The sequence below is a fragment of the Rhizobium phaseoli genome (genome assembly GCF_003985125.1).
Taxonomy (GTDB): domain Bacteria; phylum Pseudomonadota; class Alphaproteobacteria; order Rhizobiales; family Rhizobiaceae; genus Rhizobium; species Rhizobium phaseoli.
The window spans coordinates 86,647-107,688 of sequence record NZ_ML133580.1 but is presented as its reverse complement, the minus strand read 5'-3'; the positions used below and the strand labels follow the sequence as shown (position 1 = coordinate 107,688).

The 21,042-nt window shown below is 62.3% G+C and carries 20 protein-coding genes; 8 read left to right on the top strand and 12 right to left on the bottom strand.

Features of this window, described 5'->3' with window-relative positions; genetic code table 11:
• Position 1: 1 nt before the first annotated feature.
• The 5 genes from EFD56_RS23020 to EFD56_RS23000 form a co-directional block, all read right to left on the bottom strand.
• On the bottom strand, positions 2–979 hold the full coding sequence (locus EFD56_RS23020; protein WP_037118801.1) for a magnesium transporter CorA family protein: 978 nt from the start codon (positions 977–979) through the stop codon (positions 2–4).
• Positions 980–1,095: 116 nt separating this feature from the next.
• Positions 1,096–1,230, bottom strand: coding sequence for a hypothetical protein (locus EFD56_RS33490; protein WP_016734653.1), 135 nt, complete (start codon positions 1,228–1,230; stop codon positions 1,096–1,098).
• A gap of 184 nt (positions 1,231–1,414) precedes the next feature.
• Positions 1,415–2,599 carry an Mrp/NBP35 family ATP-binding protein gene (locus EFD56_RS23010; protein ID WP_085741886.1) on the bottom strand — a complete coding sequence of 395 codons (1,185 nt, stop codon included), beginning with the start codon at positions 2,597–2,599 and terminating at the stop codon, positions 1,415–1,417.
• 522 nt (positions 2,600–3,121) lie between these two features.
• Positions 3,122–3,859 carry a LuxR family transcriptional regulator gene (locus EFD56_RS23005; protein WP_010004958.1) on the bottom strand — a complete coding sequence of 246 codons (738 nt, stop codon included), beginning with the start codon at positions 3,857–3,859 and terminating at the stop codon, positions 3,122–3,124.
• A 314-nt stretch (positions 3,860–4,173) separates the two neighbouring features.
• On the bottom strand, positions 4,174–4,971 hold the full coding sequence (locus EFD56_RS23000) for an IclR family transcriptional regulator (RefSeq protein WP_085741884.1): 798 nt from the start codon (positions 4,969–4,971) through the stop codon (positions 4,174–4,176).
• A 103-nt stretch (positions 4,972–5,074) separates the two neighbouring features.
• Between EFD56_RS23000 and EFD56_RS22995 the strand changes: the two genes are divergently transcribed.
• The 5 genes from EFD56_RS22995 (at position 5,075) to EFD56_RS22975 (ending at position 9,120) form a co-directional block, all read left to right on the top strand.
• Positions 5,075–5,845, top strand: a complete 771-nt coding sequence (locus EFD56_RS22995; protein WP_016734657.1) for an SDR family NAD(P)-dependent oxidoreductase — start codon at positions 5,075–5,077, stop codon at positions 5,843–5,845.
• Complete coding sequence (locus tag EFD56_RS22990; RefSeq protein ID WP_085741883.1) at positions 5,845–6,759, top strand: 2-dehydro-3-deoxygalactonokinase; 915 nt, start codon at positions 5,845–5,847, stop codon at positions 6,757–6,759. The genes EFD56_RS22995 and EFD56_RS22990 overlap by 1 nt, the downstream gene beginning before the upstream one ends.
• A 13-nt stretch (positions 6,760–6,772) precedes the next feature.
• The gene (locus EFD56_RS22985; protein ID WP_085741882.1) at positions 6,773–7,405 is read left to right on the top strand and encodes a 2-dehydro-3-deoxy-6-phosphogalactonate aldolase; all 633 of its coding nucleotides are present in this window, start codon (positions 6,773–6,775) and stop codon (positions 7,403–7,405) included.
• Positions 7,406–7,409: 4 nt separating this feature from the next.
• Entirely contained in the window at positions 7,410–8,297 is an 888-nt protein-coding gene (locus EFD56_RS22980; protein ID WP_004680414.1) for an SMP-30/gluconolactonase/LRE family protein, read from the top strand.
• 217 nt (positions 8,298–8,514) lie between these two features.
• The gene (locus tag EFD56_RS22975) at positions 8,515–9,120 is read left to right on the top strand and encodes a PRC-barrel domain-containing protein (RefSeq protein ID WP_004680413.1); all 606 of its coding nucleotides are present in this window, start codon (positions 8,515–8,517) and stop codon (positions 9,118–9,120) included.
• A 264-nt stretch (positions 9,121–9,384) separates the two neighbouring features.
• On the opposite strand, the gene EFD56_RS22965 is transcribed toward EFD56_RS22975, so the two are convergent.
• Positions 9,385–10,749 (bottom strand): putative bifunctional diguanylate cyclase/phosphodiesterase, encoded by a 1,365-nt coding sequence (locus tag EFD56_RS22965; protein ID WP_085741881.1) that lies wholly within the window; start codon positions 10,747–10,749, stop codon positions 9,385–9,387.
• A 160-nt stretch (positions 10,750–10,909) separates the two neighbouring features.
• Positions 10,910–12,640: a response regulator gene (locus tag EFD56_RS22960; protein ID WP_085741880.1), complete on the bottom strand. Its 1,731-nt coding sequence runs from the start codon at positions 12,638–12,640 to the stop codon at positions 10,910–10,912.
• A 182-nt stretch (positions 12,641–12,822) separates the two neighbouring features.
• On the opposite strand from EFD56_RS22960, the gene mutL reads away from it, so the two are divergent.
• Both mutL and EFD56_RS22950 read left to right on the top strand, forming a co-directional pair.
• Positions 12,823–14,643, top strand: a complete 1,821-nt coding sequence (mutL, locus tag EFD56_RS22955; RefSeq protein ID WP_085741879.1) for a DNA mismatch repair endonuclease MutL — start codon at positions 12,823–12,825, stop codon at positions 14,641–14,643.
• Between the two features lie 67 nt (positions 14,644–14,710).
• On the top strand, positions 14,711–14,941 hold the full coding sequence (locus tag EFD56_RS22950) for a DUF2093 domain-containing protein (RefSeq protein ID WP_004677472.1): 231 nt from the start codon (positions 14,711–14,713) through the stop codon (positions 14,939–14,941).
• Between the two features lie 333 nt (positions 14,942–15,274).
• Here EFD56_RS22950 and EFD56_RS22945 read toward each other — a convergent pair whose 3' ends face one another.
• The 3 genes from EFD56_RS22945 to EFD56_RS22935 all read right to left on the bottom strand — a co-directional run bounded on the left by EFD56_RS22945 (position 15,275) and on the right by EFD56_RS22935 (position 18,091).
• Positions 15,275–16,192 carry a sugar ABC transporter substrate-binding protein gene (locus EFD56_RS22945; RefSeq protein WP_085741878.1) on the bottom strand — a complete coding sequence of 306 codons (918 nt, stop codon included), beginning with the start codon at positions 16,190–16,192 and terminating at the stop codon, positions 15,275–15,277.
• Positions 16,193–16,271: 79 nt separating this feature from the next.
• Positions 16,272–17,036, bottom strand: coding sequence for an ATP-binding cassette domain-containing protein (locus tag EFD56_RS22940; RefSeq protein WP_085741877.1), 765 nt, complete (start codon positions 17,034–17,036; stop codon positions 16,272–16,274).
• Positions 17,033–18,091 (bottom strand): ABC transporter permease, encoded by a 1,059-nt coding sequence (locus EFD56_RS22935; protein ID WP_184336948.1) that lies wholly within the window; start codon positions 18,089–18,091, stop codon positions 17,033–17,035. Before EFD56_RS22935 ends, EFD56_RS22940 begins: the two co-directional genes overlap by 4 nt.
• Positions 18,092–18,192: 101 nt before the next feature.
• On the opposite strand from EFD56_RS22935, the gene EFD56_RS22930 reads away from it, so the two are divergent.
• The gene (locus tag EFD56_RS22930; protein WP_126906373.1) at positions 18,193–19,077 is read left to right on the top strand and encodes a GntR family transcriptional regulator; all 885 of its coding nucleotides are present in this window, start codon (positions 18,193–18,195) and stop codon (positions 19,075–19,077) included.
• 54 nt (positions 19,078–19,131) lie between these two features.
• Here the strand turns inward: EFD56_RS22930 and lpxK are convergent, their stop codons facing one another.
• Positions 19,132–20,205, bottom strand: coding sequence for a tetraacyldisaccharide 4'-kinase (gene lpxK, locus EFD56_RS22925; RefSeq protein WP_085741875.1), 1,074 nt, complete (start codon positions 20,203–20,205; stop codon positions 19,132–19,134).
• A 114-nt stretch (positions 20,206–20,319) separates the two neighbouring features.
• Entirely contained in the window at positions 20,320–21,042 is a 723-nt protein-coding gene (locus EFD56_RS22920; RefSeq protein ID WP_085741874.1) for an HAD family hydrolase, read from the bottom strand.

Genomic DNA, 21,042 nt, shown 5'->3' with positions numbered 1-21,042 from the left:
CTCAGAGCCAGCCTTTCCAGCGAAAAAAGAAAAAGGGGATGACGGCCGATATCACCATCAAAGCCAGCGAATAGGGATAGCCGGCCGTCCAGGCCAGTTCGGGCATGACCTGAAAATTCATGCCATAGACGGAGGCGACCAATGTCGGCGGCAGGAACACGACCGAGGCGATCGAGAAAATCTTGATGATCGAGTTCTGCTCGATATTGATCAGACCGAGCGAGGCGTCGAGCAGGAAGGTGATGTTGGCGGCGATGAAAGACGCGTGCTCCGACAGCGACTGGATATCGCGCGAAACGGTACGGCAGAGCTCCTTGGCCTCGCGGTCCTGCTGGATCGCCGGGATCGTGTGAAAGAAGGTCAGCAGCCGGGACAGCGAACCGAGACTGTCGCGCAGCTTGCTGATCATGCGGTGATGACCGGCAATATCGCGCAGCTTTTCCTCAAGGTAGTTCGACGGCTTGCGCACCTTTTTCGCCCGGTCGCCGAAGACATGCGTCGACAGGATGTCGATGCGCGAAACGGAGATCTCGAGGATTTCCGCGGTGCGATCAACAATCGTCTCGAGCAGCTTGGCGAGAAGGGCTGCGCCGCTGCGCCAGTTTTCCGGCAGCCGGTGAAGGGCGGCGATGAACAGCGCGAAGGATTTGGGATGGGCGTAACGAATGGTGACGAGACGGTGTCCGGCCAGGATGAAAGCGACATCGGTCAGGGTCGGCGCGTCGGTATCGGCTTTCCAGACGAGCGAGGCGGTCATGAAGACGGCGTCGTTTTCGACGTAGAGGCGGGCGGAAGGCTCGATATCCTTGAGGTCGTCGCGGGTCGGAACCTCGATGCCGAGAACCTTCTCGACATAAAGCTCCTCTTCGCGGGTCGGCTCGATCATGTCGATCCAGACGACATCCTTGGGAAGGGATGCCGGCTGCGACAGGTCGCGGACCTCGACCGACTTGCAACTGGAACTGTAAGCGGTGATCACCGGCAGCGTCTCCGATGCTCACGACACTTCGTGCTCATCGCCATCATCGAAAGCCTTTCCGTGCCGCCATCGCGGCGATGCGAGGGCGGCTCGTCCCATATCCAAACGGAAGCGGTTCAAGAAAGTTCATAAAACTCCTGCTGCATCCAGCCTTCAAGGCCAGCATGCGCATTGTGCTCCACCGCATCGCAATTACCAATCCTTCGATCTTGCAGGCGGGCCGGAATCTTCGAAACGAAGACGACCGTCATTGAGCATCTGCAGCAACGCCATCATGGCGCCGCGGCATATGAAGCAAAGCCGTGAAATAATCAAGACATCTTCCGTGAAGCGCGGCTTTTCACCACGTTTCCCCCACAATCGGCGTGATCGCAGCGGTGATTCGGCGCCTGGCCTTCCCGTGCCGTCATGCCGTGCAGTTCCGGCAGGCCCGCGCTATTCGAAGACGATTGCCGGCGCTGGGCGCCGGGACTGGCCGCCGAGCTGCTCCCAGACCTTGGTGGCGATGCCGCGATAGATGCCGGCAACGACACCGTTCGGATCGGAGGCGACGAGCGGGGTGCCGGCGTCGGAGGTTTCACGGATATTCATCGTCAACGGCACTTCGCCGAGGAAGGGCACGCCGATGCGCTCAGCTTCCTTGCGGGCGCCGCCGTGACCGAAGATGTCATAACGGGTGCCGGTATCGGGGGCGATGAAATAGCTCATGTTCTCGACGATGCCGAGCACCGGCACCTCGACCTTGCGGAACATGTTGAGGCCCTTGCGGGCATCGATCAAAGCGAGATCCTGCGGCGTCGAGACGATGACGGCGCCGGCAAGCGGCACCTGCTGGGCCATGGTCAATTGCGCATCGCCGGTACCGGGCGGCATGTCGACGACGAGGACGTCGAGCTCGCCCCAGGCGACTTCGCGCAGCATCTGCAGCAGCGCCGACTGAACCATCGGCCCGCGCCAGATCATCGCCGTCTCCTCGTCGACGAGGAAGCCCATCGACATGACCTTGAGGCCGTAATTCTCCATCGGATTGATGATACGGCCGTCGATCTGCGTCGGGCGACCGGAAATCTTCAGGAGCCGCGGCATGGAGGGGCCGTAGATATCGGCATCGAGAATGCCGACGCGAAGGCCGTTGGCAAGCAGGCCGAGCGCCAGGTTGACGGCGGTGGTCGACTTGCCGACCCCGCCTTTGCCGGAGGCGACGGCGATGATGGCGCCGATGCCGGGAACGCCGATCTTGCCGGCCCGCGGCGCCTGTTGCTGGGGCGCAGGGGCGTGATGCTGGTGATCATGGCCGCCGTGATCATGACCGGCATGGCCATGCGGCGGGTTTGGCGTCGGGCGCGCAGCGGGTGCTGCGGCCGCCGCTTTCCGGTCCGCCGTCAGCGTGACGAGCGCGCCCTTGACGCCCGGCATTTCCTTGATGACGCGCTCGGCAGCGAGCCGCATCGGCTCCAACTCCTTGGCGCGCTCGGCCGGGACTGTGATGGAGAAATAGACCTTGCCGTCGGAGATGAACACATCCGAGACCATGCCGAGCGCGACGATATCGTGCTCGAGATCCGGTCCGCGCACGGTCTTCAGCGTTTCGAGAACCTGTTCCTTGGTGACGTCGGTCATTCCACCCTCACTGCTTCTTCTTGGATCACAGATAGTGGAGGCGCACGTCTTCGCCAAACAAAATCAGCGAGAGGAAAATCGATTTGCCGGCTTTGAAAAACGCCGGCCGGTTCGAAATCCGTTGCGGCCATCAAGTCCGCCGGGCTTTCGCCCTGATGGCCGCAACGGTCTCTCTCCCCGAGAACCGGCGCAATGCGGGGCGAACTAGCGCAAGCCGAAAAAAAGGCCAGAAAAAAGTGAGCGGCAAGACGAAATCGTGAACAGCTGCGCAAGAAGCGGTGCCGAAAGGCAACAACCACCGCCGACGCCGAGGGCCCAGGAGAGAAGCGGCATCGGCGTCGGGCAGCGGTGTGTCGGCCGCGCCATTTCCTGGCGCTGGTCAGCAAAGTCCCCTCTGGACCTCTGGCATAAGAGATGCAGAAAGCGTGCCAGATGGAAAAAGCAGGCGCAAGGGGCGGGACGGCGTGCCGATCTGCCTACGCGCTAAGCGGCCCGGCTAGAGTCTATCGCCGTCTTTGCAACTTATTTGATCAGGCCGATCCTGAGCGCCTTGGCGACGGCCTGGGTGCGGTTGACGGTGTCGAGCTTCTTGGTGGCGCGGTTGAGGTAATGATTGACCGTATGCTCGGACAGCACCAGGATTTCGGCGATTTCGGCGCTCGTCTTGCCCGCCGCCGTCCAGTTCAGGCAATCGATCTCCCGGTCGGTCAGCGCATCGGTCACGCGGGTATCGAGGTTGCGAATCTCGGCAAGCCTGTCGAAGACGTGGATGGCGATATAGCAAAGCTCGCGCATCTCGGCCGGGCTGAAGGGTTCACGATCGCCGGCGAAGGAGACGGCACCGCGCAGACCGGACGGTTCATGCGTCGGGAAATAGGCGCAGCGCGTCATCCTGAAACGTTCGAACAGCCCGACGACGAGGTCGGACTTACCGTCGTCGCGCGACCAGTTCTGCCGCGACATGTCGTAAGAGAAGGGTCGCGCCGATGTTCTCAGCCGCCGCAGAACCGGGCTGTTCACCATCAACCCCTCCTGATCGTAAAGCGCCAGAAGCTCGGCCGGCCAGCTGGTGATGACGGTATTGCCCTGAAGATCGAGGGATGTGATCGGCGGCAGATTGAGAACCATGAAGGCGCGGCAGCGATAGGCTTCGGTCACGCGTTTCATGAACCGGAAGATATCGAACTGCGTCTTCAGGCCGGCAATTTCCTTGATATAATCGTCTTCTTCGTCCGTGGATGTTTGCGCTAAGGGTTCCATCACATTTCTTCATCTTCGGCACCGTGGCCGGTTCGCTTGCATCGGGGAATGACGATTGCTGCCGGATCAAATGCAATCCGGCCCGCGGCGTTGAGCGTTCGGCCGGAAGTGTTGTCGATTGCTATTTGCAGTTGTTGTCGCCGGCAAACCTCAATAACGCCCCTCATCGTAAGCATGCTCTCAAATCGCATTCGGCAAGGGGCAGAGAGCAAATTTTTCTCGCGTTCGTTTCAGATTCACGCGCGGCGTTTTAACCCCGTATTTTTACGCCTGTCGTTATCGCAAGACCGCTGCACAGCTTTGCGCGGCATACTCTAGCGACGCGGGCCGAGCCGGATGCGCATGCCTTCCATGATGCTTCCGGCAGCCTGCTGGACCGGAACGGCCCATTGGGCGAGAAGTTCCATCGACAGACGGTAGGCCGGGCCGGTGATCGAGACGCCGCCGAGAAAAGTCCGATCCTCCGACCAGATGGGTGCGGCGACGCAGCGGATGCCGGCCTCGTGCTCCTCACGGTCGAAAGCATAACCCTGATCGGCGATCTCATGGATTTCGGCGAGCAGGCTGGCCGGCGAGGCATGGGTGGCGGCGGTAAAGCGGGTGAAATTCACGCCGGCAAGGAGATCGGCCAAGCTTTCGGCCGGAAGCAGCGACAGCGCCGCCTTGCCGACGCCGGTGCAGTAACAGGGCGAGGCATTGCCGATCTGCGAATACATCCGCACCGGCTGGCGGCCCTCGACCTTGTCGAGATAGATGATCGACTGGCCTCGGAGAACACCGAGATGCACGGTCTCACCGGTCACCTGCTGCAGAGCGGCAAGATGCGGTTCGGCAATCAGGCGGAATTCATTACGCGCCCAACTGCGGGCGGCGAAATCGAGCAGGCGCAGGCCCGGCGCATAACGGCCATCGCCGTCGAGTTCGAGCAGCCCTTCCTCGACGAGATGGCTGAGCTGCCGATGGAGGGTGCCGCGCGGCTGGCCGGCGAGCGACAGGATATCGGTGAACCGCAACGGCGCATCCGCATGGGTAACGAGATCGAGCAGCACCATCAGTTTGCCGAGTGTGCCGGTCTCGCGTGCCTGCGCCATGCCGTCGCCGTTTGCATTCATCGTCTCATCCGCCCTTGACAGAAAGGGCAGTATAATCTGATAATTCCATATAGTCAAATTCAGTTCCAAATAATGGAACAATCTATTTCGTCGGGAGAAGACGATGACTGCGACGTCAGCCCAGTTTCCGGAATTCAGGGACCGAACCGTGCTCGTCACCGGCGGCGGATCGGGTATCGGGGCTGCGATCGTCGAAGGTTTTGCGCGCCAGGGCGCCAAGGTTTCCTTCATCGACATCGCCGAGGCCGCCGGCAATGCGCTTGCCGAGACGCTGTCGGGCCAGACCGCGCACCCGGTTTCCTTTTACCATGCGGATCTGCGTGACATCGAGGCGATCCGGCGAACCGTCGATAATGTCGTTGCCGCTTCCGGGCCGATCCGCGTGCTCGTCAACAATGCCGCCTGGGACGACCGCCACGAATTCGACGCCGTCACCGAGGCCTACTGGGACAACAACCAGGCGGTCAACCTGCGGCATGTATTCTTCACCTCGCAGGCGGCCGCACCATCGATGCGGGCGGCCGGCGGCGGTGCGATCGTCAATATGTCGTCGATCGCCTTCAAGCTGAACATGGGCGGTTTTCCCGCCTATGCGGCGGCAAAGGCGGCGGTGGTCGGCCTGACGAAGAGCATGGCAGGCAGGCTCGGCCCGGAAAATATCCGGGTCAACTGCATCCTGCCCGGCATGGTCGTCACCGAACGGCAGATGCAGTTGTGGCTGACCGAAGAGAGCATCGCCCGCTCGGTCGAGCAGCAATGCCTGAAAGTCCCGCTCAAAGCCGATGCGATCGTCGGTCCCTGCCTGTTTCTTGCATCCGACTGCGCGGCCGGAATGACCGCCCAGTCCCTGATTGTCGACGGAGGCGTTCTGTAATGGCTAATCCCGCTTATGTCGCGGTGGACTGGGGCACCAGCAGCTTCCGATTGTGGCTGATCGCCCGGGACGGCCGCGTGCTTGCCGAGCGCCGCAGCGGCGAAGGCATGACCAGCGCGGCAAAGACCGGCTTTTCCGCCGTACTATCTGGCCATCTCGCCGCTGTCGAAGCACCGGACACCCTGCCGGTGATCGTCTGCGGCATGGCCGGCGCACGGCAGGGTTGGGTCGAGGCCGGTTATATCGACGTGCCAACCCCGCTCGCCTCGATCCTGACTGCCGCCGTCCGCGTGCCTGGCGAAAGCCGCGACATCCGCATCTTGCCGGGCCTTGCCCAGCGGCAGACGGCGACGCCGGATGTCATGCGCGGCGAGGAAACCCAGCTGCTCGGCGCGCTCGGCGGCACAAGCGCCGGCCCTCAGGCGGTCTGCATGCCCGGCACGCATTCGAAATGGGTGCACGTGACGGACGCAGAGGTGACCGGCTTTTCCACCTTCATGACCGGCGAACTCTTCGACGCGATCAGCAAACACACGATCCTGTCGCATGCCGTTGCCGGGGCCGAGGAGCAGCCGGCCGACGCGGCGGCCTTCGAGGCGGCGGTTTCGGCCGCTTTCGCCCGGCCGGCCCTTGCCTCCAACCTGCTCTTTACCGCCCGCTCCGGCCAGCTCCTGCACGGGATCTCCGCCGCTGCCGCGCAAGCCCGGCTCTCCGGCACGCTGATCGGCCTCGAAATCGCCGGGGCGCTGCAGGATGCCGCCACCTCAGGCATCACCCTCGTCGCCTCCGGACGCCTGCAGGCGCTCTACGAACAGGCTTTTAAAACCCTCTCCCTTGCCTTCACCGCCATCGATGCGGACGCCGCCGTGCGCCGCGGGCTATCGGTCGCCGCCGAAGCCATCTGGCCGAATTGAGAAAGCTGTCACGATGAACCGTATCCCCTTCCCCGACGTGAAGCGCCCGCTGATCGCCATCCTGCGCGGCATCCGGCCCGACGAGACCGAAAGCGTCGTCGGCGCGCTGATCGACAACGGCCTGACGGCGATCGAGATCCCGCTCAATTCGCCGGAGCCGTTCAAATCAATCGAGATCGCCGCCAAGATGGCGCCTGCCGAGGTGCTGATCGGCGCCGGCACGGTGCTGACGGTCGAGGCGGTCGACAGCCTGAATGCGGCCGGCGGCAAGCTGCTGGTGACGCCGAATGTCGAACCCGAGGTGATCATCCGGGCACGCGGCTATGGCATGGTGACAATGCCAGGCGTCTTCACGCCGACCGAGGCACTGGCCGCAGCGCGGGCCGGCGCCACCGGGCTCAAATTCTTTCCGGCGAGCGTGCTCGGTCCTTCCGGGATCACGGCGATCCGGGCGATCCTGCCGCCGGAGCTGACGATTGCCGCCGTCGGCGGCGTATCGGACAAGAATTTCGGCGATTACACCAAGGCCGGCATCTTCGCCTTCGGCCTCGGCACCAGCCTCTACAAGCCGGGAATGACCGCGGCAGAGGTTGCCGAGCGTGCCAAGGCGACCATTTACGCCTATGATGCAGCCATGGGAGCGTGAGCGTATGACCGAGATTTACGAGTTCGAAGGCAAGACCCTTTGCAACACCAATTCCGTCCTCGGCGAAGGGCCGACCTATGATCCGGACAGCAACACGGTCTGGTGGTTCAACATCCTCGGCAAGGAGCTGCACGAACTCAGACTCGCGACGGGGGAGAAAAAGGTGCATCCGCTGCCTGTCATGGCAAGCGTGCTGGCCCGCATCGACGCCGGACGGCAGCTGATCGCAACGGAAGAAGGGCTGTTCGTTCGCGATGTGGCAAGCGGCAATCTCACCTTCTACGCCGCGCTCGAAAACGACCGGCCGGAAAACCGTTCGAACGACGGCCGCACCCATCCTTCCGGGGCGCTCTGGATCGGCACGATGAGCAAACGGGCGGAAAACCAGGCTGGCGCGATCTATCATGTCGCGAGCGGCAAGGTGACGAAGATCTTCAACGGCATCAGCATTCCGAATTCGATCTGCTTCTCGCCCGACGGCACGATCGGCTATTACACGGACTCGCGCATAAACCGGCTGATGCGCGTCATGGTCGATCCCCAGACCGGCCTGCCGGCGGGCGAGCCGATCGTCCTCGTCGACAGCATGAACGAGCCCGGCGACATAGACGGCTCAGTGGTCGATGCCGACGGCTATATCTGGAATGCCCGCTGGGGCGCCGGCGTCGTCGATCGCTACAATCCCGATGGGCTGCGCATCTCGCGCTACAAGGTCCCCGCCGTCCAACCCTCCTGCCCGGCCTTCATCGGCGTCAATGCCGACCGGCTGGCGGTGACGACAGCCTGGGAAGGGCTCGACGAGGATGCCCGTTCGGCCCAGCCTTCCGCGGGCGCCCTTCTGGAACTCGGCATCGAGGTCAAAGGCGTGTTCGATCCCCTCTATGTGATCTGAACCCGGCCACTTGCGGCCGCCATCGAAGGCGCTCCTGGGCAGGAGCGCCTTTTCGTTTCGGCCACTATCGATCGATAAAAGTTCCGTGAAAATCGAGAAATTTTCCGTGTTTTCAACCGGAACCAATCGGCGCACCGCTCATTTTCCCTACGAACCGGCGCGGCAAGGATCATTGCCGGGTCAGCGCTCACACTAGGGAAATGAAAGTAGGTTCGAAATGACACGCAAACTTTTGACGACCGTTGCCGCTGGCGCGCTGTTTGCCACGGCTTTCGCACCGGCGGCATTCTCGCAGACCGCTCCGAAGCCTGCGGATCCCGCCGCGACCAACCAGGCAGCGCCGGCCGATCCGGCAGCACCGAAACCGGTCACCCCTGACGTCACCAAACCCGCAGGCGATGCCGCACAGGCTCCGGCCGCAAAACCGAGCACGGATATGGCTCAGGGCAGCTATCTGACGGAGCAGGCTCCGGACCAGATCAGCGCCAACACCTATATCGGTCAGTCGGTCTATAACGGCAACAACGAAAGCATCGGCAGCATCAACGACCTGATCCTGAAGAAGGACGGCGGCATCGTCGCCGCAATCGTCGGCGTCGGCGGCTTCCTTGGCATCGGCGAAAAGGATGTCGCAGTTCCGATGGAAAAGATCACGGTTGCCCAGAACACCCAGGACGGCAGCCTCAAGCTGACGACCAGCGAAACGGCCGAATCGCTGAAGGCCGCGCCTGAGTTCAAGACGCTGGCAATGCAGTCCGCAGAAAAGGCCCCGGCCGCAACCGGTACCGATACGACGGCAACCGGCTCGACCACGCCTAAGTAAACCGCGCGCGGTAGTATAGCGTAGGTGATGGCGCTCCTAGGGGCGCCATCGCTTTTTCTGATGGGCTGATTTCGAGGGCAAAACTGCGGGTTTGCCTGCTTTGCAATTCCGGACGCAAAACCGCTGCGCACTTTTGCTGGAATGGAGCTTGCCTGCTTTACGCAACTCCGGACGCAAAACCGCTGCGCATTTTTGCTGGAATTGGGCTTGCCTGCTTTACGCAATCCCGGACGCAAAACCGCTGCGCACTTTTGCTGGAATTGCTTATGCGCTGACGCGCTCGGTGATCGCCGTGTCGTAGTAGTTCTCGTGCAGGAAGCGCAGCGTAGCGATGCCATCGGCCGGGCGGCCGAAATGATAGCCCTGGCCCATGCCGCAGCCGAGCGTGCGCAGTTTCACCGCCTCGGCGTAATCCTCTATTCCCTCGGCCACGACTTCCAGTTCCAGGCCGTCGCACATGGCAAGGATTGCCTTGATGATGTGTTCGGAGGCGCGGTCGGAATTGATGCGCGAGACGAAGGCACGGTCGATCTTGATCTTGTCGAAGATGAAGTCGCGCAGGCGCCCGAGGCTCGACTGGCCGGTTCCGAAATCGTCGAGCGAAATGCGCACGCCGGCGGCGCGCAGATCGGCGATGATGCGGTGGGCGGTGTCGGCCGAACCCATCACCGCCGTCTCGGTGATCTCCAGTTCCAGACGATGCGGATCGAAGCCGACCCGGCCGAGGATCGACAGGATGCTGCCGCTCGTGCCGGGATCCATCAGCTGCGCCGAAGAAAGATTGAACGACAGGAAGAGTTCGCGCGGCCAGGAAAGCGCTGCTTCCGCGGCCTTGCGCAGCAGCGTTTCCGACAGGGCGTCAATGAAACCGCGCTCTTCGGCGAGCGGCACGAAGACGCCGGGCGAAACGAAGCCGAGATCGGGATCGTTCCAGCGCGCCAGCGCCTCGAAGCCGACGACCTGGTTGTTTGACAACGAGACGATCGGCTGGAAATGCACGTCGATTGCGTCTGAGATGATGGCGTTTCTCAGCGCCTGCTCCAGCTGCGTGGCGCGCTTCATCTCCTGGGCGATCTCCCGCGAATAGACGGTGATCTGGCCGCGGCCGCGGCGCTTGGAGCGATAGAGCGCCGTTTCGGCGCTCTTCAGCAGTTCCTCGCAGTCCTCTCCGGCAAAGGGGTAGATGGCAAAGCCGAAGGAGGCGGAGAGACGGACGTTGCGGTCGCCGAGATCATAGGGCGCCGACAGCACTTCGCGGATCATCTGGCCGAATTTCTCCGCACTCGCCCGCTCGAAAATCAACGGCAGCACGAAGGCGAATTCGTCGCCGTCGTGACGGGTGACCATCGCGCCATCAGGAATGCAGGCCTTGAGGCGATGGGCGACCTGGCAGAGGATCTCATCGCCGGCCGAGGAGCCAAAGAGATCGTTGATCGGTTTGAAACTGTCGAGATTGGCAATGCCGATGGTGAAGGGAGCCGGATCGCTGGCGCGCTCGGCGGAAATCTGCAGAACCTTCTCGCGCATGCGATTGCGGTTTCCCAACCCGGTCAGCGGATCGGTATAGGCCATCGCCTGGAGCTCACTATGACTCACGGTCAAGGAAGCCATGTCCGCCGATCTCATCATTCAAACCCGAGCTTTCCTCCGCAGCGAGCAAACAATGACCGGGATTTCTTAACAATTCGCTAGTAAATCAACCGCCCTGACAGCCCGACCAGTTTCAAATTTGTGGAGTTGACGCTGTCGGCAAGTGCAGGATGCCGCGACGAGACGACGGCCATCAGTATTACGCGCTCGTTCGAACCCGAACGCCCTCTTCCACCAAATATTTCTGAAAAACCGCCTCGAGCATGTCGGGACTGACCGGCTTCATGATGACGTCGTCCATGCCCGACTTGACGCATTCGGCTCGATCGCGCTCGAAGGCCTGGGTGAGCACGCCGATGATCGGGGTGCGGGCTGCACCGCCGGCTTCCTCCATCTGCCGGATCAGGCGCGCGGCTTCAAAGCCGTTGAAGCCCGGCAGGGAGATGTCCATCAGCACCACCTGCGGCCGGTGTTCGGCCCAGAGGCGCACGACCTCGTCGCCGGTCGCCGCGATCATATGGCGATAGCCGAGGCCCTCGAGGATCTGTGTGAAGACGATCTGATTGATATCATTGTCTTCGGCGACGAGAACCTGCAGACCGACAGTGTCGTCGGAGATGCTGATTTCCCAATCCGCATCCGTGCCGGCGCCGTTGTTGCGGCTGTTGCGATTGAAATGGCGGGCGATCTGGAAGGTGAGCTCGTTGGCGATCTGGAAGCCGTCCATGACGAGCGACGGTATGCCGTATTGCTCGGCAAGCTCGAGGCAGCGCATGCCCATCTGATTGTCGATGATCAAGAGGTCGAGCGAGATGCCGGAGGAGGTGGCGATTTCCAGGAAACGCTCCTCCTCGTCCTCGCCGCGCACCGAACAGGATTCGAATCCGTATTTCGCCAGCGTGCGCAAGGCCGCGGCCTCGGCGGCGAGATCGGCGGTGACGACGAGGATCTTGCGGCCGGAGAAATTCTCCGGAACGATCGCTTCCATCGCCGCCGGCTCGCGACGCTCCACCGCGCTCGGCACCGGCACATAGGCGCGGCGATAGCTCTGGTTGGCGGAGGTGGTGACCGCCGAGGCGCGGTCGAACTCCTCGAGATCGGCGCCGTCGCGCGGCAGGTCCTGCGTGGTCGACACCAGGAAATAGCGACCGGGCTTGCCGATACGGTGCTTGCGACTGACGATGTCGCGCTCGATGCCGTCACGGGAGATCTGTCGCTGGCGGGAGATCGACATTTCGCCGGTCTCCAGCACGTGACGGTCGCTCTCTTCGAAGCGTTTGGCGATCTCGGGCGAAAAAAGGTCGCCACTCTTGCGCCCGAGCACCTCGTCGGCGGTGGTCTGGTATTTCGCGCAGAAGGCGAGATTGACCGCGACATAGGTCAGGTTGCGGTCCTTGACGAAGAGCGGGAACGGCAGATTGTCGAGAATGTCCTCGGTGAGCTGCACCCGCTCCAGATCCGAACGCCACTGCTCCTCGCGCTTCTTGTCCTCGGAAATGTCGGAGACGATGGTGACGCCGTAACCGCCCGGCAGCCTGCGCTTGACGAATCGGACCCAGCTGTCGGCGCCATGGCGCTCGACGGCGTCGAAGCGCTCGCGCCAATGGGAAGCGATCTTCTGCGACAGCCAGTCCTCGCGGCTGAGCGCGCCGCCCTGCCTCACTTCATATTGCTGGCGAACGCCGGTATCGTAGATTGCGCCCAGGAAATCGCGCAGCCGCGTGCCCGGCTTCAGTATCTCGGCCGACAGCGGGAAGAATTCGAGGATCTGGCGGCTTGCGAAGATCAGATGATCGTTCTTGTCGTAGATGATGAACGCTGCCGAAAGGCTGTCGCACACGACATCGAAAAGCGCCGTCTGCAGATCGGCCTCGGCGGGCGTTCCGTCGATTTCCGATGACGTGTCCGCCTTTTCGAAGCCGGCACTCATTCTATTGCGTCCCACATCTGTTCGATTTCGCAGCTTCCGGAGGTATATGAATAAAAATGCCATTTTTCTGTTAAAACCGGCTTAACACTGCTGACCGTCGAAACAGGGACGCCGCAGATCACGCTTCTGTAAAACCTATGGAATCCCCTTCCCTCCAGCCCGCGAATCCCTGAAAATAGCCCATGGCCATCAGACAGCTTTCCGAAACGCTCATCAACCAGATCGCCGCCGGCGAGGTCATCGAACGGCCGGCGAGCGCTGCCAAGGAACTGATCGAAAATGCGCTCGACGCCGGGGCGACGCGCATCGAGATCGCCACGGCAGGCGGTGGCAAGGCACTGCTGCGGGTAAGCGACAACGGCTCCGGCATGGAGGCGGCCGATCTCGAGCTGGCGGTGCGGCGCCACTGCACGTCGAAGATCTCCGAGACGCTCGAGGATATCCGCACGCTCGGCTTCCGCGGCGAGGCGCTGCCGTCGATCGGTTCCGTCGCCAGGCTGAGCATCGCCAGCCGCAGGCGCGACAGCGCCGGCGGCCACGAGATCGCTGTTGCCGGCGGCAAGATCGTGCATATCAGGCCGGCCGCCGCCAATACCGGCACCATCGTCGAAGTGCGCGACCTGTTTTTCGCCACGCCCGCCCGGCTCAAATTCCTGAAGAGCGAAAAGGCCGAGGCCGGCGCCATTACCGAGATCGTCAAGCGCATGGCGATCGCGTTTCCCGCCGTGCGCTTCGTGCTGTCGGGCTCGGACCGCACGACGCTGGAATTTCCGGCGACCGGCGACGACCATCTGGCGCGCATGGCGCAGGTGCTCGGCAAGGAATTCCGCGACAACGCCATTGCGCTCGACGCCGTGCGCGAGGACATCTCGCTCACCGGTTTTGCCGGCGTGCCGACCTTCAACCGCGGCAACTCGGCCCATCAATATGCCTTCGTCAACGGCCGGCCGGTGCAGGACAAGCTGATCCTCTCGGCGATCCGCGGCGCCTATGCCGAGACGATTCCTTCAGGACGCTATCCGGTGGCGGTGCTGTCGATCAGACTCGATCCGGCGCTCGTCGACGTCAACGTGCATCCGGCAAAATCCGACGTGCGCTTCCGCGACCCGGGCCTGGTGCGCGGCCTGATCGTCGGCGCCATCCGCGAGGCGCTCGCGCGCGACGGCAGCCGGGCGGCGACAACGGGGGCGAGCGACATGCTGCGCGCCTTCCGCCCCGGCTTCCAGCCCCATGCGCAGCGGCCGCAGGCGCCGTGGTCGGCCGAGACCTCACCCTTTCGGCCCTACCAGCCGGCAGCCGGTTTCACCGAACTGCCGCAGGCGTCGTTCGACGGGCTCTCGATGCCGACGGCGCGGGCCGAGCCGCAACCTTCGCCGCAGCCGGGCGCACCCGAACCGGCCGCCTCTGCCGAAACAACCGGGCGCTATCCGCTCGGCGCCGCACGGGCGCAGATCCACGCCAACTATATCGTCTCCCAGACCGAGGACGGGCTCGTCATCGTCGACCAGCATGCGGCGCATGAGCGGCTCGTGTTCGAGGCGATGCGCAAGGCGCTGCATTCGAAGAGGCTGGCCTCGCAGGTGCTGCTCATCCCTGAGATCATCGACCTTCCCGAAGAGGATTGCGACCGGCTGATGCAGCATGCGGCCGAGCTTTCCGAACTGGGCCTGGCGATCGAGCGTTTCGGTCCCGGGGCGATTGCCGTGCGCGAAACGCCGGCCATGCTCGGCGAGGTCGACGCCCACGGCCTCATCCGCCAGCTCGCCGACGAGATCGCCGAATGGGACACCGCGTCGGGGCTGTCGGCCAAGCTCGAATATGTGGCGGCGACCATGGCCTGCCATGGATCGGTTCGCTCCGGACGGCGGCTGCGGCCGGAGGAAATGAACGCGCTGCTGAGAGAAATGGAAGTGACGCCCGGTTCCGGCCAATGCAATCACGGCCGGCCGACCTATATCGAACTGAAGCTCAGCGATATCGAGCGGCTTTTCGGCAGAAGCTAAAAAAGCTGGCAAAGCGGCTGTTGCGGGAGTATGGCAGACGCATGACAGACTGCAGGGAACGGAGCACATGAATTTGTTCGAAGGGCACGGAAACCGCGAGGCGAAGATCCGCTATCTCGACGGCGATTTCCAGATTGTCTCGCCCGGCTCCTATGTCGTCTGCGCGATGACGGGAAAACATATTCCGCTCGACGAGCTGCGCTACTGGAGCGTCGCCCGCCAGGAGCCCTATGCCGACGTGATCTCGGCGATCGAAGCCGACAAACGCGCCGGCGTGCTGCCGAACCAGCGGCGTTAGAACGGAACCGCCTTTTACCGGCGTGCTCAAGACGCTCTATCACTTTCAAAGCGTGCAGTTTTGAGGCCGGAACAGACAACGCAAACGCTGCGGCGGAGGCGAATACAAGGAGTGTCCGCGGGGCCAAGGAGGATAGTCCTCTGGTCTGCGGCCCGGAGTTGTTGCAACGAGAATATCCACTCCGGTCGCCCGACGACCGGAAGGCATCGGCTCATCCGCCGCGCCTTCCGCATCGACTGGCCAATAGAGCTTCGGGCCGCAGAGTTCCCCGATATCAATCCGATAAAGAGGTGACACTGCTTCGCGCCTCTGACGACCCAAAGGGGCGACGGTTCACTTGAAGGTTGCCATATTGTCGGGCGTTACGAGGGCCGCGCCGGAGTCGATCAAAGACTCGACCTTTTCTCCGCGAATCGATTTCACCAGGGCATCCACACCGAGCTCAGCCATTTTGGTTGGGAATTGCGCTACCGACGCGTCCTCGACACCACTCTTCAGCGCCTCCTCTTCGCCACAGCAGAAGTCGAAACCGACCAGCACAATCTTGTCATTGGCAATGCCGGCATTCTTGATTGCGCGAGCTGCACCGGCAGCGGGCGGACCGCAGGCGGCATAGATGGCCTTAAGGTCCGGGTTCTTGGTGAGCAGATCCTCGGCGACATTAATCCCGAGTTCCTCGGTGCAGTTTGTCGCGCCTTTTCCGACGATCTTGACGTCAAGGCCGCTCAGCCCTTCCATCATCCCCTTCACACGGTCATCAAGCGCCGGCACGCCGGGCACGCCCTCGAGAATCCCGAGCGTGTCGCCGGCTTTAAGAACAGTTTTGAGATATTCGCCCGCGATTTTGCCCGCGGCGAAATTGTTGGTCGTGGCAAGCGCCGTCCTGCCGTTCCAATCCGGGATATTGTTATCCATCAACACGACCTTGATGCCGGCGGCAACTGCCTTGTCCAGGGCGGTGGATACGGTGGGATCGACGGGGGTAAGGGCGATGCCCTGCACGCCTCGCGTCACCATCGACTCGATCTGCGCAATTTGGCCCTCGATGTCGGTTGCGGACGTACCCTGCCCGTAAATGATCTCGACGCCGGGATTTCTCTTCGCATAGTCTTTCGCGGCGTTCTCCATGGTTGCGAAGAACGGTACAGGGAATTTGGTTATGAAGCCGAGCTTGACCGGGTCCTGCGCCAAGGACGGTACTGCAGCGACGGCCAGGATCCCAAAGGCTCCCAGCAGGAAATGCCGTTTCATGATACACCTCCCATGTTTCGACCGCTCTCCTCTAGAGCGATCTCGTTGTCCGCTGCCCCAACGAAGCAGCGATCTCCCCTCAAGCCCCGGCGCCAACAATCATCGCGACCAGGTCCTGCTTATTCGCTTCCGTTGGCCTCAGTTCACCGACCTTGCGACCTTGGCGCAGCACAACCGCCCGATCGGCGATCTCGACGACATGTTCCATATTGTGCGTGATCAAGATCACCGCATTGCCGGCGGCCTTGAGCTGATTGATCAGATCAAGAACCTGGCGAGCCTCGCGAAGCCCGAGGGCCGCCGTAGGTTCGTCAAGGAGCACGAGCTTGCGCGCAAAGACGATGGCGCGCGCGACCGCGATCGCCTGTCGCTGCCCCCCGGACATCAGTGCGACCGGCGCGTCGAATCTCGGCAGCTTGACCTTCAGGCGATCGATGACGCTTGCTGCTTCCCGCCTCATCATGCCTGTGTTGAGGAAGCGGAGCGGACGCGGCAGCCAAGACGGAAACGAGATCTCTCGGCCGCAATAGAAATTCTGGACGGGAGTCAGATTGTCGAAAAGCGCCAGGTCCTGATAGACGGTCTCAATACCGGCGCGGCGGGCTGCCGCGGTTGAATTGAGCCAAACACGCGCTCCGTCGACAAGAATTTCTCCTTCGTCGAGACTGTGAAGCCCGCTGATGCATTTGACGAGCGTCGACTTGCCGGCGCCGTTGTCACCCAAAAGAGCGGTTACTTCACCTGCATAGGCATCGAAGCTTACATTTTTCAGGGCATGAATCGCCCCGAAGCGCTTCTGCGCGTTTCGTACCGAAAGTGCCGGTGTCGCGGATGCAGGGCTCATTGTATTCTCGCCGTTTGAAGCACACGCGCGCGCGCCTCGAGATGGTTGCGAAGTACATCGGCCTCCACGGCGATGACGATGACGAGCCCAATCGCGATCATTTGAAAGAACACGTCGACGCCGAGCAGGTTAAGGGCGTTGCGGATAACACCGATCAGAACGGCGCCGATCAGTGCATGGCCCAGATGGCCCCGTCCGCCAAGGAAGCTGGCGCCACCGATAATCACCGCAGCAATGGTGTCGAGCTCCAGGAGATTGCCATAGATTGGTGATGCAGCGGCGGTCCGTCCGGCAAGCAGCACCGCGCCGACACCTGCACAAAAGCCGCAGATGATATAGGTCGCGAGCAAAACGCCCTTTACCGGGATACCCATGCTTCTGGCGGCATTCGGCGAGCCGCCGACAGCATAGATCCATCGGCCGAAGACCATCGACTTCGTCAGGATCAGAAAAAGAAGCGCGGATATAACGACGACAAAGAAGGAGTTGGGCACACCAAGCGTCGTACCGCCGCCGATCGCGGCAACCGCATCGGGCATCCCGCGCATGGTGGTGTGGCCGGGAGCCAATGAAAGTGCCAGGCCGCGGCAAATACTCAAGGTCGCAACTGTGATAATGAAGGGGTGCGGCAGCCGGCCATAGACAAAGACCACGCCGTTTACTGCCCCGACGACGGCACCTGCAAGCAGCATGGCCACGATGACGACGATCGAGGAATCAACCTGCTGGTAGACGAGTCCGCCGATGACCGTGGCCAGCGCCAGGCTAGAGCCGACAGAAAGATCGATCCCACGCGTCAGGATAACGAGCTGCTGCCCCATCGCCACAACAGCAATCACTGCGGTCTGCGCCAGGATGTTTCCCAGGTTGACGGGCTTTAGAAAGGCCGGCGTGATCAAACTGACGACCGCGATGAGCAGAACGAGGATCAAGAGCGGGCCCAGGCTCAATAGCTTCAGCCCCAATGAGATGCCAGATTGTCTCGGATGGAGGGTTGCATCTTGCGATCCACCAGGCCGGGACGAATTCTGAGGCAGAATCCCGGAGTCTTCCAAATTCCCCTAGCCTCCCCCTCGTTTTTTATACATAAGAAACATACGATACACGTACGTCAACTTGTTTTTTATAGATAGAAAATCATACCAAGGGTTGCGCCATGAGAACGGATACGACCTTCAAGCGGGCCTTCAACGATATGATCGACCTCCTTCGGACGTTCGATCCTGGAGCGGAACTGCCGTCCGAAAACGCACTGCGCGCCCAGCTTGGCGTGAGCAGAACGACGGTGCGGAAGGTGCTGGCGAGCATGTCCGCCCGTGGGGTCATCGTATCTGAAGCGCACGGGCGGATCATGCGTGAGCACCCGCAGCAGATAGAGCGCTATCCGAAGGAAGAGACCTTAGCCATTTCGCAACAGGTCGAGACGAGCTTCATGGAGTGGATGCTGCGCGACAATGCCTGTCCGGGCACCGAGATCAATGAGGCGGAACTCGCGAGGAAATTCGGGGTCGCGACAACGATCGTGCGTGAATTTCTCAATCGATTTCAGAAATATGGGCTGATCGAGAAGCGCCAGAATGCCGGCTGGGTTTTCAAAGGTTTCACCGCGAATTTCGCGCTCGAACTGTTCGAAATCCGGGAAATGTTCGAAATGCGCTCCGCACGATTGTTTGCGAGCCTGCCCGACAGCTCGCCCATCTGGAAGCAGGTCCGGGCCATGCGGGCGGCACATCTGGAGCTGCTCGCGGATATCGACGCCCGATTTCAGGATTTCTCGGAGCTCGACAGCCGATTCCATCGGCTCATTGCGACCGTCGCGCCAAACCGGTTTGTCGAAAGCTTCCAGGACGTGATAGCCATCGTCTTCCACTATCACTATCAGTGGAACAAGCGCGATGAGCGGACGCGCAATGAGGTCGCCATCAGGGAGCATCTCGCTCTGATCGAGGCCCTTGAAAGCCGCAATATCGCCTCGATCGATCAGGCTTGCCGCGCGCACCTGACCTCCGCCCGCGAAACCTTACTCCGCTCGATCGCGTGACGTCGCCGCCGCCCTGGGGTTTGTAAGGAACTTTGCCACCTTTTGCGGCACTCGTTACAGCGGTTCAGCCTTGCGAGGAATGGCCTTATCCCCGGCTTTCATCTCCCGCAGGCGGCGCTCGCGGCAGGCGACGATCGCCCGGTCGATGATCAGCCCCGGGGCGAGGTGATCGTCGAAGACCATGTCGACTTCGATCACCCGGCACTTTTGCGCCAGCTCTTGCGCCTTGCCGTGATGGCCGGACAGACGGACGAAATCCTTCGAGGTGGTGACGATCAGAAGATCCTGGCGCTGGGCGGTCGTCAGGATATCGCCGATCTCGTCCTCGCTCAGGTGCTCGTGGTCGCCGAAGGTCTTGGCGACTGTGATTTCGGCGCCGCGCGATTCGACGGTGCGGAAGAACTTGGCGGGATCGGCGATGCCGGCAAAGGCCAGCACCCTGATGCCGGCGAGCCGGTCGTCGCCGCGCACCTTCAGCGATGCGGTGAAATAGGGCTTTGCCGCGCGCGCCGCCATGCGGACGATCCTGTCGGCGGCCTGGCCGCCGCCGACCTTCAGCAAAGCCGTCGCCGAGCGCAGTTGCTGGCCGATCGGTGCGCGGACCGGGCCGGCCGGCACGATATGGCCGTTGCCGAGGCCGCGCGTCGCATCGATGACCAGCAGGGCATAATCGATCGCCAGCCGGGCGCTCTGGAAACCGTCATCCATGATGATGAGGTCGGCGCCCTCCGCCACCAGACGCTGCGCGCCGTCGACGCGCCTGCGGGAAATCACCGTCAGCGCCTCCTGGGCAAGCAGCAGCGGCTCGTCGCCGACGGCGACGGCCCGGTGATGATGAGGATCGACCACCGTCGTCACGTCGAGCGAACCGCCGTAACCGCGGCTGAGGAAGCCCGGTTTCAGGCCTTTCGACTTGGCGGCGCGGGCGATCGTCAGCGCCGTCGGCGTCTTGCCGGCGCCGCCGACGGTGAAATTGCCGACGCAGATGACGGGAATGGATACGGAGGCGCGGCGCGCATGGGCCATGCGGTGGCCGGCGACACGGCCGTAGAGAAAGGAAAGCGGCGCCAGCAGCCAGGCCCGCCAATCGGCTTTCCTCCACCAGAACGGCGGCGCTTCGGATATCATCTTGCCGTCCCGCTCCCCTGCCCGGCTCCAGAACCGGCCCCTTGCTTTTCGCCCGGCCGGATTGAGAAGCCAAAACCGGTGAAAATGCAAGTCCTTGCCCAGATCGCGCGTGGTTTAGGCCGGCTGCAGGTCCGGCAGCAATGTCTCGATGGCGGTGATATCGTCGAGCACATGATCGGCAGCGGCGGCAAGCGAATCGCGCGAGCCGGTGCCGGTCAGCACCGCGATCCTGAGCCCCGTTCCGGCATTCAGGCCCATGTGCAGATCATGATTGTTGTCACCGACCATCGCTACCTCTTCAGGCAAAAGACCGGTCGCGGCGCAGAAGCCGAGCACCATGCCGGGTTCCGGCTTGACGCCAAAGCCGCTGTCGTAGCCGGCGATGTAATCGACATAGCGGGCAAAACCGAAACGCACGGCCGTCTGGCGGATCGAGCGCTCGTTGTCGCTGGAGGCGACGCCGAGCTTGAAGCCGCGCCGATGCAGCCTTGCGAAGAAGCCGGAAAGATCGGTTACCGGCACGGAAAATTCGGCGGCGCCGGAAAAGAGGTCGTCGAGACGGATCGTCAGTTCGCCGACAGCAACCATCGAGCCGGCGGCGACGAGCCCCTCGGCGATCTGACGGGTATTGCCGGCGGCGAGCAGGCTGTCGGGAACGATATGGCCGGTGACCGGATCCATGCCGCAAGCCAGGAGCAACCGATCTGCAAGAAGCGGATCGCCCTCGGCGGCGATGCGGGCAAGCTCGCGATTGACCGGCAACCAGCTCTCGTCATAATCGAGCAGTGTGCCGTCCTTGTCGAAGAGGATGCCTTTGATACGCGCCGGGCTCGACAT

Coding starts and splice junctions, on each gene's coding strand:
- EFD56_RS23010 (WP_085741886.1), bottom strand. CDS start 2,599: ATGACCGACGTCACCAAGGAACAGGTTCTCGAAACGCTGAAGACCGTG.
- EFD56_RS33490 (WP_016734653.1), bottom strand. CDS start 1,230: ATGACGGTCGTCTTCGTTTCGAAGATTCCGGCCCGCCTGCAAGATCGA.
- EFD56_RS22995 (WP_016734657.1), top strand. CDS start 5,075: ATGACTGCGACGTCAGCCCAGTTTCCGGAATTCAGGGACCGAACCGTG.
- EFD56_RS22945 (WP_085741878.1), bottom strand. CDS start 16,192: ATGAAACGGCATTTCCTGCTGGGAGCCTTTGGGATCCTGGCCGTCGCT.
- EFD56_RS22960 (WP_085741880.1), bottom strand. CDS start 12,640: ATGAGTGCCGGCTTCGAAAAGGCGGACACGTCATCGGAAATCGACGGA.
- EFD56_RS22975 (WP_004680413.1), top strand. CDS start 8,515: ATGACACGCAAACTTTTGACGACCGTTGCCGCTGGCGCGCTGTTTGCC.
- EFD56_RS22990 (WP_085741883.1), top strand. CDS start 5,845: ATGGCTAATCCCGCTTATGTCGCGGTGGACTGGGGCACCAGCAGCTTC.
- EFD56_RS23000 (WP_085741884.1), bottom strand. CDS start 4,971: ATGAATGCAAACGGCGACGGCATGGCGCAGGCACGCGAGACCGGCACA.
- EFD56_RS22950 (WP_004677472.1), top strand. CDS start 14,711: ATGAATTTGTTCGAAGGGCACGGAAACCGCGAGGCGAAGATCCGCTAT.
- mutL (WP_085741879.1), top strand. CDS start 12,823: ATGGCCATCAGACAGCTTTCCGAAACGCTCATCAACCAGATCGCCGCC.
- EFD56_RS22940 (WP_085741877.1), bottom strand. CDS start 17,036: ATGAGCCCTGCATCCGCGACACCGGCACTTTCGGTACGAAACGCGCAG.
- lpxK (WP_085741875.1), bottom strand. CDS start 20,205: ATGATATCCGAAGCGCCGCCGTTCTGGTGGAGGAAAGCCGATTGGCGG.
- EFD56_RS22920 (WP_085741874.1), bottom strand. CDS start 21,042: ATGTCGAGCCCGGCGCGTATCAAAGGCATCCTCTTCGACAAGGACGGC.
- EFD56_RS22985 (WP_085741882.1), top strand. CDS start 6,773: ATGAACCGTATCCCCTTCCCCGACGTGAAGCGCCCGCTGATCGCCATC.
- EFD56_RS22980 (WP_004680414.1), top strand. CDS start 7,410: ATGACCGAGATTTACGAGTTCGAAGGCAAGACCCTTTGCAACACCAAT.
- EFD56_RS22965 (WP_085741881.1), bottom strand. CDS start 10,749: ATGATGAGATCGGCGGACATGGCTTCCTTGACCGTGAGTCATAGTGAG.
- EFD56_RS22930 (WP_126906373.1), top strand. CDS start 18,193: ATGAGAACGGATACGACCTTCAAGCGGGCCTTCAACGATATGATCGAC.
- EFD56_RS23005 (WP_010004958.1), bottom strand. CDS start 3,859: ATGGAACCCTTAGCGCAAACATCCACGGACGAAGAAGACGATTATATC.